General features: G+C 51.5%; 11 protein-coding genes. 1 reads left to right on the top strand and 10 read right to left on the bottom strand.

Annotated elements, in window-relative coordinates:
- Positions 1 to 9 precede the first annotated feature (9 nt).
- The 9 genes from chrA to DC20_RS05245 form a co-directional block, all read right to left on the bottom strand.
- Positions 10 to 1,371, bottom strand: coding sequence for a chromate efflux transporter (chrA, locus tag DC20_RS05285; RefSeq protein WP_218918737.1), 1,362 nt, complete (start codon positions 1,369 to 1,371; stop codon positions 10 to 12).
- A gap of 163 nt (positions 1,372 to 1,534) precedes the next feature.
- On the bottom strand, positions 1,535 to 2,848 hold the full coding sequence (locus tag DC20_RS05280) for a glycoside hydrolase 5 family protein (RefSeq protein WP_071885382.1): 1,314 nt from the start codon (positions 2,846 to 2,848) through the stop codon (positions 1,535 to 1,537).
- A gap of 244 nt (positions 2,849 to 3,092) precedes the next feature.
- A complete protein-coding gene (locus tag DC20_RS05275) occupies positions 3,093 to 4,493 on the bottom strand; it encodes a sialate O-acetylesterase (protein WP_062542872.1) in 1,401 nt (466 codons plus the stop codon).
- A 123-nt stretch (positions 4,494 to 4,616) separates the two neighbouring features.
- The gene (locus tag DC20_RS05270) at positions 4,617 to 5,846 is read right to left on the bottom strand and encodes a glycoside hydrolase family 27 protein (protein WP_062542871.1); all 1,230 of its coding nucleotides are present in this window, start codon (positions 5,844 to 5,846) and stop codon (positions 4,617 to 4,619) included.
- Positions 5,847 to 5,991: 145 nt separating this feature from the next.
- Positions 5,992 to 7,746, bottom strand: coding sequence for a glycosyl hydrolase (locus DC20_RS05265; protein ID WP_062542870.1), 1,755 nt, complete (start codon positions 7,744 to 7,746; stop codon positions 5,992 to 5,994).
- 124 nt (positions 7,747 to 7,870) lie between these two features.
- Positions 7,871 to 9,103 carry an AGE family epimerase/isomerase gene (locus DC20_RS05260; protein ID WP_062542869.1) on the bottom strand — a complete coding sequence of 411 codons (1,233 nt, stop codon included), beginning with the start codon at positions 9,101 to 9,103 and terminating at the stop codon, positions 7,871 to 7,873.
- A complete protein-coding gene (locus DC20_RS05255; RefSeq protein ID WP_062542868.1) occupies positions 9,103 to 10,323 on the bottom strand; it encodes a glycoside hydrolase family 130 protein in 1,221 nt (406 codons plus the stop codon). The genes DC20_RS05260 and DC20_RS05255 overlap by 1 nt, the downstream gene beginning before the upstream one ends.
- A gap of 52 nt (positions 10,324 to 10,375) precedes the next feature.
- Positions 10,376 to 12,247 (bottom strand): sodium:solute symporter family protein, encoded by a 1,872-nt coding sequence (locus DC20_RS05250; protein ID WP_062542867.1) that lies wholly within the window; start codon positions 12,245 to 12,247, stop codon positions 10,376 to 10,378.
- Between the two features lie 54 nt (positions 12,248 to 12,301).
- Positions 12,302 to 13,444 carry a glycoside hydrolase family 26 protein gene (locus DC20_RS05245; RefSeq protein ID WP_062542866.1) on the bottom strand — a complete coding sequence of 381 codons (1,143 nt, stop codon included), beginning with the start codon at positions 13,442 to 13,444 and terminating at the stop codon, positions 12,302 to 12,304.
- A gap of 608 nt (positions 13,445 to 14,052) precedes the next feature.
- Here DC20_RS05245 and DC20_RS05240 point away from each other — a divergent pair.
- Complete coding sequence (locus tag DC20_RS05240; protein ID WP_062542865.1) at positions 14,053 to 14,925, top strand: AraC family transcriptional regulator; 873 nt, start codon at positions 14,053 to 14,055, stop codon at positions 14,923 to 14,925.
- 134 nt (positions 14,926 to 15,059) lie between these two features.
- Here DC20_RS05240 and DC20_RS05235 read toward each other — a convergent pair whose 3' ends face one another.
- Complete coding sequence (locus tag DC20_RS05235) at positions 15,060 to 16,088, bottom strand: glycoside hydrolase family 5 protein (RefSeq protein WP_157593056.1); 1,029 nt, start codon at positions 16,086 to 16,088, stop codon at positions 15,060 to 15,062.
- Between the last annotated feature and the right edge of the window lie 51 nt (positions 16,089 to 16,139).

Below are 16,139 nucleotides of genomic sequence, written 5' to 3'. Positions count from 1 at the left end.
TTTTTTATGTCAGGACAGTCCAGTTACTAAATAGTATCCTAATCCTGCCAGAGCGCTGATGATGATCCAGGTGATCATGCCGATCTTGAAGCGGTACATGGCAACAAAAGAAATCACGGTCCAGGCCAGGGCGAAGTAATCCAGCCCTGCCAAAGAGAGTTCCTTGGGGAATAAAACGGCTTGGCCGAAGTAGACTGTCAGGTTAAGGACCACGCCTACCACTGCCGCCGTGACTACGCCCAACACTGATTTGACGGCGGCATTTCCTCTCGTGCGCTCTATGAGCGGGGCACCCGCCAGAATAAACAGGAAGCAAGGCAGGAAGGTATAAAACGTAGTGGTGAAGAGCCCCAGGGCGCCCATGGCCAAAGAACCAGCATATTGGTTATACCCGGCCATAAACCCCACAAACGCCAACACCATTATGAGCGGACCCGGCGTGGTTTCGCCCAAAGCCAATCCGTCTATCATTTCATATTTGGTGAGCCAACCTAAGTTCTCTACCGTTACCTGGGCCACGTACGGCAGTACCGCGTAGGCACCTCCAAAGGTGATCAACGCAGCTTTAGTGAAGAAGAGAATAAGGGTATTCCAGAAAGGAAAATTGCTGGTAAGCACGTAAAACAGAACCAGCGGCACCGCCCACAAAACCACCGTCACTACCAATCGGATTACACTTTGTTTCAGATTGGCACCTGCCCCAGCTACTGCACTGTTCGCGTTCAGGTAGTAACCTTCCTCATTGCTTTGGGTTTTGGCCGTAGCAGGTTTCTCTGCTAAGAAGGAAGGATTCAGTTTCTGTAGCGCAAACGCGATGGCAATGGCTCCCAGAATGATATAGGGGAACGGCACGTGCAGAAAGAAGATGCACACAAAGCTGATGGCTGCTATGGCATAATGAAACCAGCTTTTCAGTGACTTTCCAGCAATCTTAATGAGAGCCAGAATCACAATAGCTACCACCGCTGGCTTTAGTCCGTAGAACAGCGCCGACACCCACGGGATTGTTCCGAAAGAAACATAAGCGGCACTCAGGCCAAAGAGAATAAACACTGAAGGAAGCACGAACAGAATTCCGGCTACCAATCCACCCCGTACCCCGTGCATGAGCCAGCCCAGGTACGTCGCTAACTGCTGGGCCTCGGGGCCGGGCAGCAGCATGCAATAGTTGAGCGCGTGCAAAAACCGGGAATCAGAAACCCACCGCTTCTGCTCCACCACAAACTGGTGCATGATGGCAATTTGCCCGGCGGGTCCGCCAAAACTGATAAACCCCAGCTTGAGCCAAAACAGGAGCGCTTCTTTGAAGGAGGGCTTTTCTGGAGGGGGAAGGGGAGCTTGAGTGGTCGTATGATCTATTGGTTCTTTCACAGCAGGTAGTACAAATCAGTAGGAATATAAGAGTGAAGTAGCGTTCAAAATGATGCTTTTTAGGCATACGAACGGTGCAGCAAAAAGCTAGGTTTACGTGTACAAGGCATAAAAAAAAGGAAGAGGTTTTACCTCTTCCTTTTTTTTATGCCTTTGCTCATGCTTACTTCTTCTTTTTCTTACCAGCTTTCTTTACCGCCTTGGTGTATTTGGCAATAAGGGGCATGGTGGAGTCTGTATCATACACGCCATACAAGCCCTGCTCTTCCTGCGGAGGATCGCCCATCAGGGCGTCACCGGGTTTCCAAAAGTGTCGGGTGGGGTGAGGACGGGCGGTTCCGTTGAAGGCCCAGAAGTTAGCTCCGGCCAAGGCGTCTTTTTCTTTGGCACTGATAAGCACCCGTTCAAAGGCGTTTTGATAATACCAGTCCCGGAACGTGGTTTTGGCGGAAGGGCTGAACTCATTATTGTCCCGCTGCAGGCCGAACTCCTCCAGCACGATGGGCTTCTTCTGCTCCCGCGCAAACGCGATGTGGCGCTCCATGTATTGATTGGTTTTCACAATGGCGGAGTCCAGGGTGCCGGCAATGTTTTTACTGTCCAGCCAGCCCCAGTTTCTAGGCCAGATGTGCATGGTGAAATAGTCAATGTTAGGATCGGTGTGGACTTGTTTGAACACCTCCATAGAGCCTTCTGAACCGTGAGAGCCTTCCGATCCGGTAGATACCAGATGGTTTTTGTCCAGAGATTTGAAGAGGGCCGCGGTGCTCTTGATCCATTGGTCATACGCCGGCACGTTGGCCATGGAGAAAGCGCGGGGCTCGTTCGCGATCTGCCATGACATAATGGTGGGGTCTTCGGTGTACTTCTTGTTTGTGTACTGGTTCGTGCGACTCAGCATGTATCTGATGTGGTCAGCGAACTGCTGCTTGCACGGATCGCACTGGAGAAACTGCCCGGAGTACTTCATGAAGCTAGCCCAGTCATTGTTGTTGGCCAGGGCGTAAGGAATAGGCACGTTGGTGTTCCAGTTGACATATTGGCTAAAGCCACCCGACCATTCCCAGGCGTTGTTCAGGTACAGCACGGCTTTCATGTCTCGTTTAGCCATCTCGGCGAGGAGGAAGTCTAATCCTGCCAACAACGTGTCATTGTACACGCCGGGCGACATTTGCAGTCCAAGTGAAACGCGGTAGGGTTGGTTGTTCGGACCTTCGGCCCCGGCCAACACACGCAGGTTCGTTACGCCTACCTTTTTAAGCAGGTCCAACTCTTTGGTGAGTCTGGTGCGGTCACCGCCCTGGCCGGTAGAAGCCAATAGGCCACCGTACCAATAATTGGTACCTATGTAGTAGTAAGGCCTGCCGCCAAGCGTGAACATGTGTCCGTCTGTCTTTACAAAGTCAGCTGTTTTTTGAGCGTAAAGCTGGGTTAAAGTGGAGCAAAGGAGCGCGAGTAGGAAGTAGATATTCTTCATGTGTTTTTTAAGTAGTTTGCCCGAAACGGATTGTTAGAGCAAGAGAGCCAAAGGGAAGCCAATCTTTCAATTTATTGTCCCTTCTGTGATCTTGGAAAGATCTTGTGGGCGAACTGTAAAAGCGTTTTAGAAATGTCATTCTAGTTCGCCCACAAGATCCTTTCAGGATGACATAGGGAGGGGGGAGAATACATTTTTTTATGGCCGTCTTTCAGAAATTGGCTGAAAATTGAGTTAAAGGCTGCTATTTCTTAGTCCAAGTATCGGTTCTGAAAACTGAGGCGGGAAGGCCAGCTTTGTTGAAGAGATTTGGGTTGGCGGTGTTGCTCCAGCCCATGCGTACGGCTACCGGGTTCTTCACGCCTTTGGCGCTGACTACCACAGTTTTTCCGTCTATTTTAGCCTGGGCAGGCACGAACTTCTGGTCTTCACCGGCAATCTCAAACTGGGTGAGTTTTTTGCCTTTTACCGCCAAGCCCTGGTCTGCATGGTCAAAGTAGAGGCGAATCTTGTTTCCTTCTTTCTTCATTTCACGGTAGATGGGACCAGAAAAAGGCACCTCTTTTTGGCCGTAGGTTTTGTTCAGGGCCAGCGCGGCGAGGCGTTTGCCTACGTCTAACTTGTTTCGGGGGTGAATGTCGTCTATGTTGCCCACGTCGCTGATTACGGCCATACCGGTATTCGGAACGCTTAAGGTTTTCAGCTGGGCTTCGGCTAAGCGTGGCCATTCTTCGGCACCGCCGTACTTGTAAGGCGCAATCTGCACATAGTAGAAGGGGAAATCATTCTTCCAGGCAGTGCGCCAGTCCTGGATGAGGGCGGGCAGCATCTGGGCATACACGTCAGGAGCATCTACGTTGGATTCGCCCTGGTACCACAGGGCACCCGCCAGGCGGAAGGGGATGAGCGGCGCGATCATGGCGTTGTAGGCTTTGGCCGGCTGTACCGGACCGTATTCCACTTCTTTGCGTTTCGCGGCCGCTTCTGCTAAAACAGGGTTAGACGCAATGGCCGGCGCACTAAACCAGATCTCGGCCGGGGTGCCGCCCCAGCTGCTGTTGATCAACCCAACGGGCACCTTCAGGTTCTGGTGGATCTCTCTCCCGAAAAAGTAACCCACAGCGCTGAAGTGTTTCATGGTTTCTGGGGTACACACCACCCATTGGCCCTGCAGGTCCACTTGCGGAGCATCGGCGGAGCGCTTACCCACCTGGAAGAACCGGATGGACGGGTAGTTGGCTTCTTTCACGTGCTGCTCAGCGTTGTCAATGCCGGCGTTGGCGCTCCAGTCCATGTTAGACTGGCCCGAACATAACCAGACTTCGCCCAGCAGCACGTCTTCCAGCACAATGGTATTGTAGCCTTTCACCGTTACGGTCTGCGGACCAGCAGCGGCGGAGGTTTGCAGTTTTACTTCCCACCTGGCCAGGTTGCTCACTTTGGTTTTTACCGGTTTATTGTCCCAACTTCCGGTCACGGTGACTTCTTCGCCGGTGTTGCCCCAACCCCAGATGGTCACTTCGGCATTGCGTTGCAACACCATGTGGTTCCCGATGATGGCCGGAAGCGAGACGGCTCCCGCCGAGGAGGTAACTCCGGTGATTAGCATGCCTAAGAAAAGTTTGCCTAATGTTTTCAGTTTCATGTTCTCTGAATGGTTGCGTGAGTTTTTAAGGTAAGCAGAAGTGGCAGTAACCCGGGCGTTCTGCTGTAAAAGCGTTTAAGGCCTGCTTTCTGCAAAACAGGCCTTAATTGGAAAACAAGTTAGCTATTCTGACAATACCAATAGCACCACGTCATGCGCAGGTACGGTGGCCTCGAAGGCTTTCTTGGTTGTGCCCTGGCTTTTCTTCGTCCACACGTTCCGAATCTTGTAGGTGGTTTTGCCGGCGTTCAGCTCTCTTTTGGCAAAGTCATCAGTAATGGGCGTTTTCTTCCAGTCGAAATTTACTTTCTGCGGATTCTTGGCGCGGTTCAGGAAGGTCACGGCCCACTTGCCGCCGTCCAGCGGTTTCACCCACGTTTCCAGGCTGTCTTTAACCGAGAGTCTCAAGCCCTGGATGCCTAGTTTGTCCTGGTTAATGGCGAGAACTTCTTTGTCGGTTAGGATGGCGATGGTTTCCTTGCTCATATTGCGCAGGTCGTTTCCAGCGATGAGCGGGGCGGCCAGCATGCTCCACATAGTGAAGTGCGCGCGGTCTTCGTTTACAGTCATTCCATTACCTACTTCCATCATGTCTGGGTCATTCCAATGGCCTGGGCCTGCATATTGACGCAAGCCTTCTTGTTTATCCAGAATTTGCATCACGCCCCATGATTTCCAGGTACCGTGGTCTTTCACGCAGTCAAAGCAATTATAGATGTCGCCGGTGGTTCTCCACAGATGCCCAACGGCCGGACCCCATTCCCAAGGTTTATCAGTACCCCACTCGCAGATGCTGAGCACCATTGGTCTACCGGCTCTTTGCAAGGCAGCGGCGATGGTTTTATAGGCACCCTCAGCTTTCAGGCCTTCGGTGTTACACCAGTCATATTTCAGGTAATCGATTCCCCACTTGGCGTACTGCTGGGCATCCTGGAACTCGTAGCCGCGGCTGCCTGGGCGGCCACCACAGGTCTGGGAACCGGCATCAGAGTAGATGCCTAGCTTCAATCCTTTGGAATGCACGTAGTCGGTCAGGGCTTTCATGCCTGAGGGAAAACGCTTGGGATCTGGTTGGATGAAGCCTAAACTGTCGCGGTCACCGTGCCAGCAGTCATCAATATTGATATACTCGTAACCGGCGGCTTTCATGCCCGAACTCACCATGGCATCAGCGGTTTCCCGGATCAGTTTCTCGTCTACGTTGCAGGCAAATTTATTCCAGCTGTTCCAGCCCATGGGCGGGGTCATGGCTAAGCCTTCAAACTTCTTGTAGTTCTGAACATAGTTGTTTCCCTGGCTGAAGGCCGTAAACGATAGCGTGAGGGCCGCTAAGGAGAGCAATAGTTTTTTCATGTGTTTCGTCAGAAGTTTATTTGGGAATCGGTATTGGATCGAATGGATTTGTTCAGCTTCAAGGGAGCATCTGCTTCCTGCTTTCATGGCTTTTTTCTAAAAACAGGCTGTGATTGGAAGCAGGCCAAAAGCCTTCTTCTCAAGGTCACTGTTTCTGCACTACCACTTTTCTGCAAATCTGCTCAGCACCTTTCTGGATGGAAAGTACATAGATGCCATTTGGAAAATTTTTAAGTGGTATTTGGACCTGGTTTGCCCCGCTGGTGAACTGCTTAGATACTTCGGCTACTTTGGCTCCAGTGGCGTTGAACAAGGTGAAGGTGGCTTTTACCGGGGAGGTAACCGTGATTCTGATGGTTAGTTGCCCACTATTAGCCGGGTTAGGGTACACCGAAAGGTGGGTGAATGTATTCTCCAGGTCAATGCCCGTCACGGAGCGGTAGTTTCGCCAGTCCGGCAGTTCGTCCAGCGTAATCACATCCGGGTCGTTGAAGACGGAATGGATGAGGCTGCTAGGCTGTTTCCGGATGAAATCGGCGCCGTTCCAAACCGCAAACCAGGACCACCACGTGCCGAAGGTTCTGATGTAGTCTGGGTTGGGAAGGTTGCCGGTCTCAGAGAGCGTAACAAGTTTCTTGCCGTTGAACATGGCCTGAAGTTCGGTCCATTGGCCGCTCAGGTTAGAGGCTACGGCGGTGTTTTCATAGATGTCAATGCCCACTATATCCACGTACGCGTCTCCGGGGTACCACTCGGGTTTGCCTCGTTCGGCGGTGTAGACCCAAATGAGGTTGTGCAGGTTGTGGTGATTAGTGAGCCGGTCATATAAAATTTGCCAAAGCTCCTTGAAAGGCGCGGCACCCTGGGCACCCCACCAGAACCAACCGCCGGCTGCTTCGTGCAGTGGGCGCCACAGCACCGGAATGTCCTGCGCCTGGAATTTCTTCAGTTCTACCGCAATGGCGTCAATGTCCCTGAGCATGAGTTGGTACTTGGCCCCGTTTTTATCGGCGAGTGCCGCCGCGAAATTGAAGGTGGTGGCCCTGGTGTAGAAACCGCTCCACCAAAGCTTGTCGGGTGCCTGATTAATGAGGTCTGTGGGAGCGTTCCAGTGCCACATCAAACTGATAATGCCCCGGCCTTGATCTCTGTTGGCCCATTGGATGGCCTTTTCAGAAAAGCCCGCTGGATTCGCCCCGTGCTGAATGCGGGACGGCGAGTACTCAATCAGGTCAAAAGAACCAATGGCTGGGTCTTTTCCTGAGTGCGTGCGCACGTAATCAATCTCTTGTAGAGCGTTGGTTTCCTGCTGCGCTGCCAACACTTTGGTGCCGTAGAGGTCCACCATGTAAGAGAACAGGTTCTTGGTGGAAGCAGTGGTGTTGGGATCGGTTAACGTCTTAAGTGGTTTGGCGGGCAACGGAATAGTAGCCGGACTCAGGTTGATGTAGTCAAGGGTGTAAAATCCCCAGCCACCACCGATGGTGATGGTGTTGGTACCCGCGGTTAACTGGTACTTGCCGCTTTGGGCAGTTCCATAGCCGGCCACAAAGGGAAACATGCCTTCAGAACGCTGACCGTTTACCTCCAGCACGTAGCCTTTCTCGCTGGAAGGGGTGCCGTAGCGGATGGTTAAATCATAGATTCCGGTAGTGGGAACATTGACAGTGAAGCGCACATTCTTCGCGAACGAGTTGTCAAAGCCCTGCACATAACCCGTACCAGAATAGCCCGCATTCGCCCTGGCAACCGTGACGCCGGTAAGCGTAGCGTCCTCGGCTTCCAGTTTGATGTCCGCGGCTTTAGAAGGAAGAGCCGTCAGCAGAAAAACCACCAGCGCCAGCCAAACGGCAGGCGCCTGCCCGGAAAACTTTGCAAGCCTGTGTACAAGTGTTTTCATTTCAGGTAAGGGTAAAGGTTGTTTGCTACAAACAGGCACGTTTCTGTTTCTACGGTTGAAGGAAGCTTCTTCCCGCTTTCAGGCGCATTTCAGGAAAACAGCCTGAAAGCGGGGAAAGCTCTTCTTAACTGCGGCTCAGTTCTTTCTTGCATCTGTGAATGATCTCCAAGCAGGCTCGGGCATTGTGGTAAGGACATTTCCAAAAACCTACTTTATCTTCTTTTGACATGAGGGTGTAATCATCGTGCACGCCCCAGTGCCACTCGCCCTGCTCCAAATCCAGAAAGTAGGTTTTGGCAAACTGCCAGGCGTTCAGCGACCAATGCAGGAATTCCTCAGAGCCGGTTAGTTCAAAGGCGTTGAAGAAACCAACCATCGCCTCGGCGCTCACCCACCACTCACGGTGTTTGTCATAGTGGTTCTCATCCACGTTAAGTTCATGGTACAGGCTACCATCTGGGAGCAAAGCATCAGAAGTGGCGTTGGCTATGGTGAGGGCAACTTCTTTTACTCTGGAAAGCAGCGCCTCATTGCCTAGCACCTCTGCCGCTTCCTGCAACAGCCAGGAGGCTTCAATGTCATGCCCGTAGGAAATCAGGTTGGGAGAAGAAATCCAGTCACGGGAAAAGAAAAGCTTCAGGTGTCCGGTGGAAGTATCCACAATCTTTTCCAGAAACACCTCAATTAATCTTCTCAGCTGATTGCCTAACTGCTGGTCTGGCCAGGCGCGGTACAGGTTGGCATAGGCTTCCAGAATATGCAGGTGCGTATTCATGGTTTTGGGATCGTTGCGGTCTTTTTCGCTCAAGCGCAGGTCTTCCAGCAGTTCGCCCGTTTGGCTGAAGGCTTCCAGATAACCACCCTGCTCCGGATCGAAGCTGTTTTTCTCAATCCAGCGGAAAAGCTCTTGGCTTACCTGTAGTGCCTTCTCGTTTTGCGTTGCCAGGTGGAACTCGCTCATGCCGTAGATGGTGAACGACAGCGCATAGATCTGCTTGCGGGTGTTCAAAGGCTGACCTTTGGGGTCCACCATCCAGTAGATACCGCCGTGGGTAGTATCCAGGAAGGAGGTAATCAGGTAGTCAAAGGCTCTGGTGGCAATGGTGAGGTATTCCTCTTTTCTGGTGTGCCAGTACGCCGCCGAGAACGTCCACAAGATGCGGGCATTCAGGATGCTGCCTTTGGGTGCCTCGGGATTTACCGCGCCCGTGTTGTCTATCTGCCCCACGAACCCGCCGTTCTGGTGATCCAGTGTTTTCTCAGACCAGAACGCCAGTATTCTCTCCAACTCGGTTTCCATCTCTTGTTGGTAAACCGAAAGTTGGGAGGCAAGAGAGGTAGGGGAAGCGGAAGCCATTAATTTGTGCTGTTTAGTTCTGGGGCCATCACGTGCTTTTTGCTGTTCACGAAGGCTTGGTTTTTGTCCACCAAAAGGTTGATTTGCTGCACCGAGGCGGCAGAACGAAATCCATCAGCGGGGGTGTTGAGCACGTAATCAAGCAACTGGTTTACGGTAGAGGTAGCCACGTGCATTCTGGTGTCTGAAGACGCGTAGTAGATGAACACGGTGCTGTCTTCGTCCACAATCCAGCCGTTGCCAAAGGTCACGTTTGACACGTCGCCCACTCTTTCCTCGCCTTCAGGGGCAATGAAGTGTCCGCCTGGTTTCGCGATAACTTTAGATGGGTCCTGCAGATCCGTCAGGAACATGTACAGCACGTAGCGTAGCCCGGCGGCAGTGTTCCGGACGCCGTGCGCCAGGTGCAGCCAGCCTTTCTCAGTCTTGATAGGAGCGGGACCCTGACCATTCTTCACCTCATAGACGGTGTGATAGGTCTTAGGGTCCAAGATGAATTCCTCTTCCACCACTGCATTCTCCATAGAATCGGTCAAGCCCCAGCCAATCCCGCCGCGGCTGCCCGCCTCAATAAAGCTGTCCTGCGGACGGGTGTACAGCGCGTATTTGCCGTTGATATACTCTGGGTGCAAGACCACATTGCGTTGCTGCGGAGAAGTGGATTTCAAATCCGGCAGGCGCTCCCAGGACACCATGTCGCGGGTACGGGCAATGCCGCATTGGGCCACTGCCGAGGACTCATCGCCGGGTTTGGCGTCCGGGTCTTTGCGCTCAGTGCAGAACAGGCCGTAAATCCAGCCGTCTTCGTGCTGCACCACGCGCATGTCGTACACGTTGATGTCCGGCTCGTTGGTTTCGGGCATGGTGATGGGTTTCTCCCAGAATTTGAAGTTGTCAATCCCGTTCGGGCTCTCTGCCACCGCGAAGAAAGACTTGCGGTCGTTGCCTTCCACCCGCACCACCAGCAGGTACTTGCCATTCAGTTTGATGGCGCCGGAATTGAAAGCCGCGTTGATGCCAATCCGCTCCATGAAGTACGGGTTGGTCTCCGGGTTCAGGTCGTAGCGCCAAGTGATAGGGGCGTGCTGATTGGTTAAGATGGGGTATTTATATCTGTCATAGATGCCGTTGCCAAGGGGCTGCTTCTCGTTCTTTCTGGAGATCAGGTCAGAATGGAACTGCTCTATTGCTCTTTGTCTATTTTGGAAGATGTTTTCCATGGTGATTTTTGAAAAAGGGTATGAAAGCGGCCCGCCAGGAGCCGCCGATGATTTATGAAACAGAAACTAATTTACGTTTAAGGGTAGCGGCCACAGAATCGCCGTCTTTGGGCAATTTGTCCCACCAGGTTTTCTTCAGGATGAGGGTGCACACCGCCATAATGCCGAAGGCAACCAGAAGCTCGGTGTACATGGTCAGGATCAGGTAAATAGGAAGCAACGTCAGGCTCATCTGCCAAACCACGCCAATGACCACGTTGAACATGTCCAATACGAAGTTCTTGTTCTCCACAAAAGAAGGATCGTCGGCTTTCACCTGCTCGGCCACTGGTTTCCAGAAGCCCCACGGACGAACATTGCGGTAGAAGCCTTTCAAGGTTTCCATGTCAGTAGGGGGGGCGGTGTAGGTACCAATGAGGCTACCCGTTAAAGAGATGAGCAACAGCCACGGAAAGTAGTAGAGGTCCAGCCCTTTAGTGAAGTAGGGGAAGATCAGGGCTGCTATGATACCTACCAACATGCCCCAGAAGAAGCCATTGGCGTTGAAGCGCCACCAGTACCATTTCAGCACGTTAGCCGAGATATAACCCCCGTACAGACCGGCCACAATCCACTGCAACAGGCTGTTTACGTCCTTCGCGAAGAAGCCCACCGCCATGCTTACCAGCACCACCACAATACCTGTGGCGTAGTTCATGCGGTTCACGGCGGTGTTGGAAGCTTTGGGGTTGATGTACCGCAGGTACACGTCATTCACCAGGTAAGCCTGGGCGGCATTCAACGTGCCGGCAAAGGTTCCGATAAAAGCGGCCAACAAACCAGCCAGGATCAACCCCATGACGCCAGTTGGCGCGAACCGCTGGATAGCGGCCGGAAGTATTCTTTCAAAGTCAATGCCGCTGGCCGATTGCAGGTTTAGTTGATCGTAGTTCAGGATGGCCAGCACCGTAAAGCCCATGATCATCAGGTACCGCGTAGGAATCAGCACCACTGAAACGAAGGCGCTCATTTTGGCGGCATCAGCCGGAGAGCGGGAAGAAAGGATCTTCTGCATGTCATAGTTAGGCGTAGGTCCCGACAAGCTGGCCAGGATTCCTTTGAAGACCATGAGCGAGAAGAAGATTCCGAAGAGCGAGTAGCCGTCTGATTGGATCTTAGCATTTACATCGTCAATGATGCCGGTCCAGTCCATGTTCAGGGTAGCTCCAAAGAAAGGCGTTTTCCATTCCTCGGGAACGTTGAGCGGCGTGGTCTCCAGGTTGTTCATGGCCAAAACCGCCACCACAATGGAAGCGGCGGTCATGATGGCGTACTGCAGTACATCGGCCCACACAATGCTGGCCATACCACCCAGAATGGAGTAGAACACCGCAAAAAGCGTAAAGATCATGCCGTAGAAGTGAGGCACGAACTCAGGGGAAACAGTGAACGGCACGTATGGCTGCACTGCCGACCATGGCACGAAGATCTCCACGAACTTACCCAGGCCTATAAAACCATACGCCAGGAAGCCCAGGCAGCTCAACAGCGCAAACGCCACCACAATAGCGTGAGACTTGTTAGAATCTTTCCCCCGACCGAAACGAGTCAACATCCATTCGGCGCCGGTGGTCACGTTGGAGCGGCGAAGCCAGGCGGCCAGGAACATCATCAGGAAGATCTGGTTGAAAGATGGCCATAACCACGGAATCCAGATGCTTTTGAGGCCATACACAAACCCGAGCATCACCATCCACATGGTGCCCGAGATGTCAAACATCCCCGAGGCGTTAGAGAGGCCTAAGGCATACCACGGAAGGGTGTTGCCGCCCAACATGTACGCCTCTTTGTTGGCTTTTGCTCTCTTCTGCAAGATTAGCCCTATTGCCGCCACCGCTATGAGGTAGAGGAAAATGATGCTGATATCCAGCGCGGTTAGTTTCATGAGAAAGGGTTGAAGGTGTTTGTTAGTGGGTAAGGAGGCGTGGGTTGAATGCGATTATTTGTTCTGAGCTGGCGGGGCGTACAACTTTTCCTGTGCTACTTTCTTAATGAAGAACACGTTGGGGTTGTTATAGAAGGTTTTGAAATCTGCCTCGCTTTTCTGGCCCGGATATGGCGCATAATAGTGGTCTGGTCTTCCGTTGCGCCACACCATTACGTAAGACAAACCGGCGTCTTTCACAATGGGAGTAAGCACGTTCGTCCACCAGTCGGCAATAGGAAGCGTCTCCAGGCCCGTTTCGCTCAAGGTCCAGACTTTATTTTTCTCCTGGCCAATCTGGCGCAGCGTCTCCACCATCTGGCGGGTTTCTTTGATGAAGGTCTGGTTTGCCTGGGCTAGTTGCGCCGTGTCAGCAGGCGGGCGGTGGTAAATGTCAAAGCCTACAATGTCCACGTAATCATCGCCGGGGTAGCGCTCCAGGTAATCTTCGCGGGAAGTGAAGCGGTCGGTGGAGTAGGCGAACAGCAGGTTGTTGGCTTTCTTCTTGCGCAAATAATCTACGGTGAAGCGCCACATCTGCTTGTATTCCTCCGGAGAGCAATGCTTGCGGCCCCACCAGAACCAACTGCCGGTATGCTCATGCAACGGACGGAATATCACCGGAATCAGCTCGCCGTTGGGTCCTTTCAGGCTTCTCATAAAACCGGCCAAATCCTCTAACCACGACTTGTAACGCTTCAGGGCTTTCTTGTCTTTGAACAAATGCTGGATGGTAGAATCCATGGGGTCCCAGCTGGTTTTGGTTGGGTCCAGCGGATTGTTCAAATGCCAGCTAATGGTATTAAGGCCTCCATTGGCGTATACTTCCTGCGCAAACTGCCGCATCTTGTCAAACGGCACGCTGTCCAGGTTAACGGTGTGCTTCAGTTCCAGGTGGCCTAGATCCCAGCCTACTACCGCGGGGTACTCGCCCACGATTTCTTTCACGTCTGAACGGCCCGGTTCATATTTCCAACCCATGCCGTACGCCAGCGCATCCTGATGCCCGAACATAATGCCTTTCTGCGATAGGCGTTTCAGGTTGGCGTACAGGTTCCTGGTCTCTGGGGTAGCTTTCTTGTTGATGGGCGTAAGAGTCTGCCCCGAAGAGGAAAATGTAAACGCCAGGAAGAAAGATGCCAGTAATATTCTAATCATAGTATCAGTCTGTAAAACTTCTGGTGGAGGTAGATCAGCAGAAAACAATTGCCTTTGCCTTTCAAATCAGGTAAACAACCTGACATGGAAAATAGGTTTTCGCTGCTGCGGAGCTAGTTTCTTCTTAGTCTTCAGGTAAGGAAATACGCTGGAGAAAAGAAGAACTACCTGTTTCTGCTTGTCCTTAAACAAAGACCCAAAAAGGTAATTAGCTTCATTACAAAACTACATAGTTTTAAAACTTACTAGTAATACTATTTTAGCGATTGTTTGATTGAAACTGGCTTGAAACGTAAGTGGGCTATAGATTAAAACTTAGGTGTGCTTGTGTGTGGATTTGTAAGAACTGTATTGATTATTGATATTTCTGCTGGCAATTTAAGGTGTTTTTATTATATTATTAAGTTATTAAAATTAATGTAAATAATGTAAATACAGATAAGTAGCTATAGTTCATCATTTAAAAGATGAACTGTGTGGTTCAGTTCTTAATTGCTTGTTTTAATAAAAGAATGATGATTCTAAAAGAATGACAGACTAGTATTTTTTTAACGTTCTTACCTTAATTCTAATCCTTATTTGTACCTTGACACTATATACCTAGTGTTATGAGCTCTATTTACCGTGAAATTACGCCCTTAACCCAGAATGATTGCTTCACCATCTTCTCCAGGGTAAAGCAGGAGTTTAACTTTCCGCTCCATTACCACGAGGATTTTGAGTTAAACTTCATTTACAACGCTGCCGGCGCCAAACGGGTAGTGGGGGACCACGTTGAAATTATTGATGATCTGGAGTTGGTACTGGTAGGCAGCAACCTGCCCCACGGATGGTTTACGCACCAGTGCAAGAGCGAAGAAATAGTGGAGATCACCATCCAGTTTCACAAAGACTTGCTGGACGAGAAGTTTCTGCGCCGGAATCAGTTGAGTTTTATCAGGACCTTGCTGGAAAGGGCCGCAAAAGGCATTTCCTTTTCACGCGAGATAAAGGAAACGTTCAGGCCCCGTCTGGAACTGTTAACCCAGAAAGGTGGCTTTGACTCTGTGCTGGAACTGATTTCCATTCTGCACGATTTGTCTATTTCCCGCAACATGCGGACGCTCTCCAACAGCTCCTTCACCTCGGACCAATTCAATTATTACAGCCGAAGAATAGAGAAGGCCTTTGAGTACATGCAAACCTACTATGACAAAGAGGTTTCCTTAGCCGATGTGGCTAAAGTAGTGAACATGCCCGAAGTCTCTTTCAGTAGGTTTATCAAAAAACGGACAGGAAAAACCTTCATTGAAAGCCTTAACGAAATCAGGTTGGGCCACGCCTCCCGCATGCTCATTGACACCACCGAGACCATTTCTGAGGTTTCATTCAAATGTGGGTTCAACAACCTGTCTTACTTCAACCGCATTTTCCGGCGCAAAAACGGGTGCACACCCAAAGAGTTCCGCCAGAATTACTCCGGTTCTAGGGTGTTTATCTAAATCAGGAATCGTTTAGGGCCTGGTTTTAGAAAAGAGGCCTGAAACGATAGTTCAAAGTCTATAAAAGGAAAGACCTGCCCAATTCAATGGTGCAGGTCTTTCCTTTTATACTTTTCTAGCTGGGGCTTATGGAATTACTGCTTCTCCAACTTCGCTTTCCCTAACAGCTCCTGCCTAACCAGTTGACCGGAAGCGCTGATATGGGCTTCGGTCCAGGGGCCAGTAGTAGGAGAGCCCGGTTTCAGGGCTGAGGCCGCTTCGTCTTTGTCGGCTACTGACCAGTTGCACCAGGAGATCTGGTGCTGGTCCAGAAAAGCCCACCAGGCCCTGGATTCTGCTTCGTCTACCTTGCCGTTTCCGTCAGCGGCGCAGGTGCCGAATTCCGTCACAAACAGCGCTGCTCCTTTGTTGATGGCTTGAGTGGCGATGTCGCGCAGTTCCTGTTTGTGGGTGGCGGCGTAGTAGTGGAGGGTGTAGGCGATGTTCCGTTGCAGAATGGGGTTCTCGGCAGCCTCATCCACCCGCTGCGACCACATTCTGGTGCCGCAAACAATGAGGTTATCAGGGTCATACTTCCTAATTTCCCGGATTACGGCTTCGTGATACGGTTTGATCTCCGTGGCCCAATCTGTGTTTTCCAAGGGCTCATTGTAGGGCTCATAAATCACGTTGGGGTACTGCCCGAAGCGCTGGGCCATCTCCGCGAAAAAGGCTTTTGCTTCCTCGGTATGCTTGTGCGCCTCATGGTCGTGCCAGTCAATGATCACGTAAATGCCTTCCTGAATGGCCGATTCCACCAACCTGATCACCTTTTCTTTCTCCGCCTCGGGGTTCTTCAGGTAACCACCCATGTCTACGCCCATGGCCGTCCGAACGATGGTGTTCTGCCAGTCGTTTTTGAGCCATTTTACCATAGATCGGTTGTAAAAGCCGCCTTGCCACTGGCTCCAGAAGAAAGACATGCCCCGCAACTGCACCACTTTGCCGTTCTGGTCCACAATCTTAGTCCCCACGACGTTCAAATCGCCATGTTTTTCCACGGGCGTTTGGGTTGCGGTAGATTTCTTTGGGACGGTGCTTTTGCACCCAAAGCTAATGATCCCTAGCGCCAGCATGGCTGCAGAGGTAAGGCGAAGAAAAGGTCTGGTGAAATTCTTAACCATGTAGAAAAGCTTTTTTAGAACTGATTACTGTTATTAAACCTGGCTGGTGAA

The organism is Rufibacter tibetensis (assembly GCF_001310085.1).
GTDB classification, from domain to species: domain Bacteria; phylum Bacteroidota; class Bacteroidia; order Cytophagales; family Hymenobacteraceae; genus Nibribacter; species Nibribacter tibetensis.
Note: the sequence above shows the minus strand (reverse complement) of the source record. Positions and strands in the feature narration are given on the sequence as shown.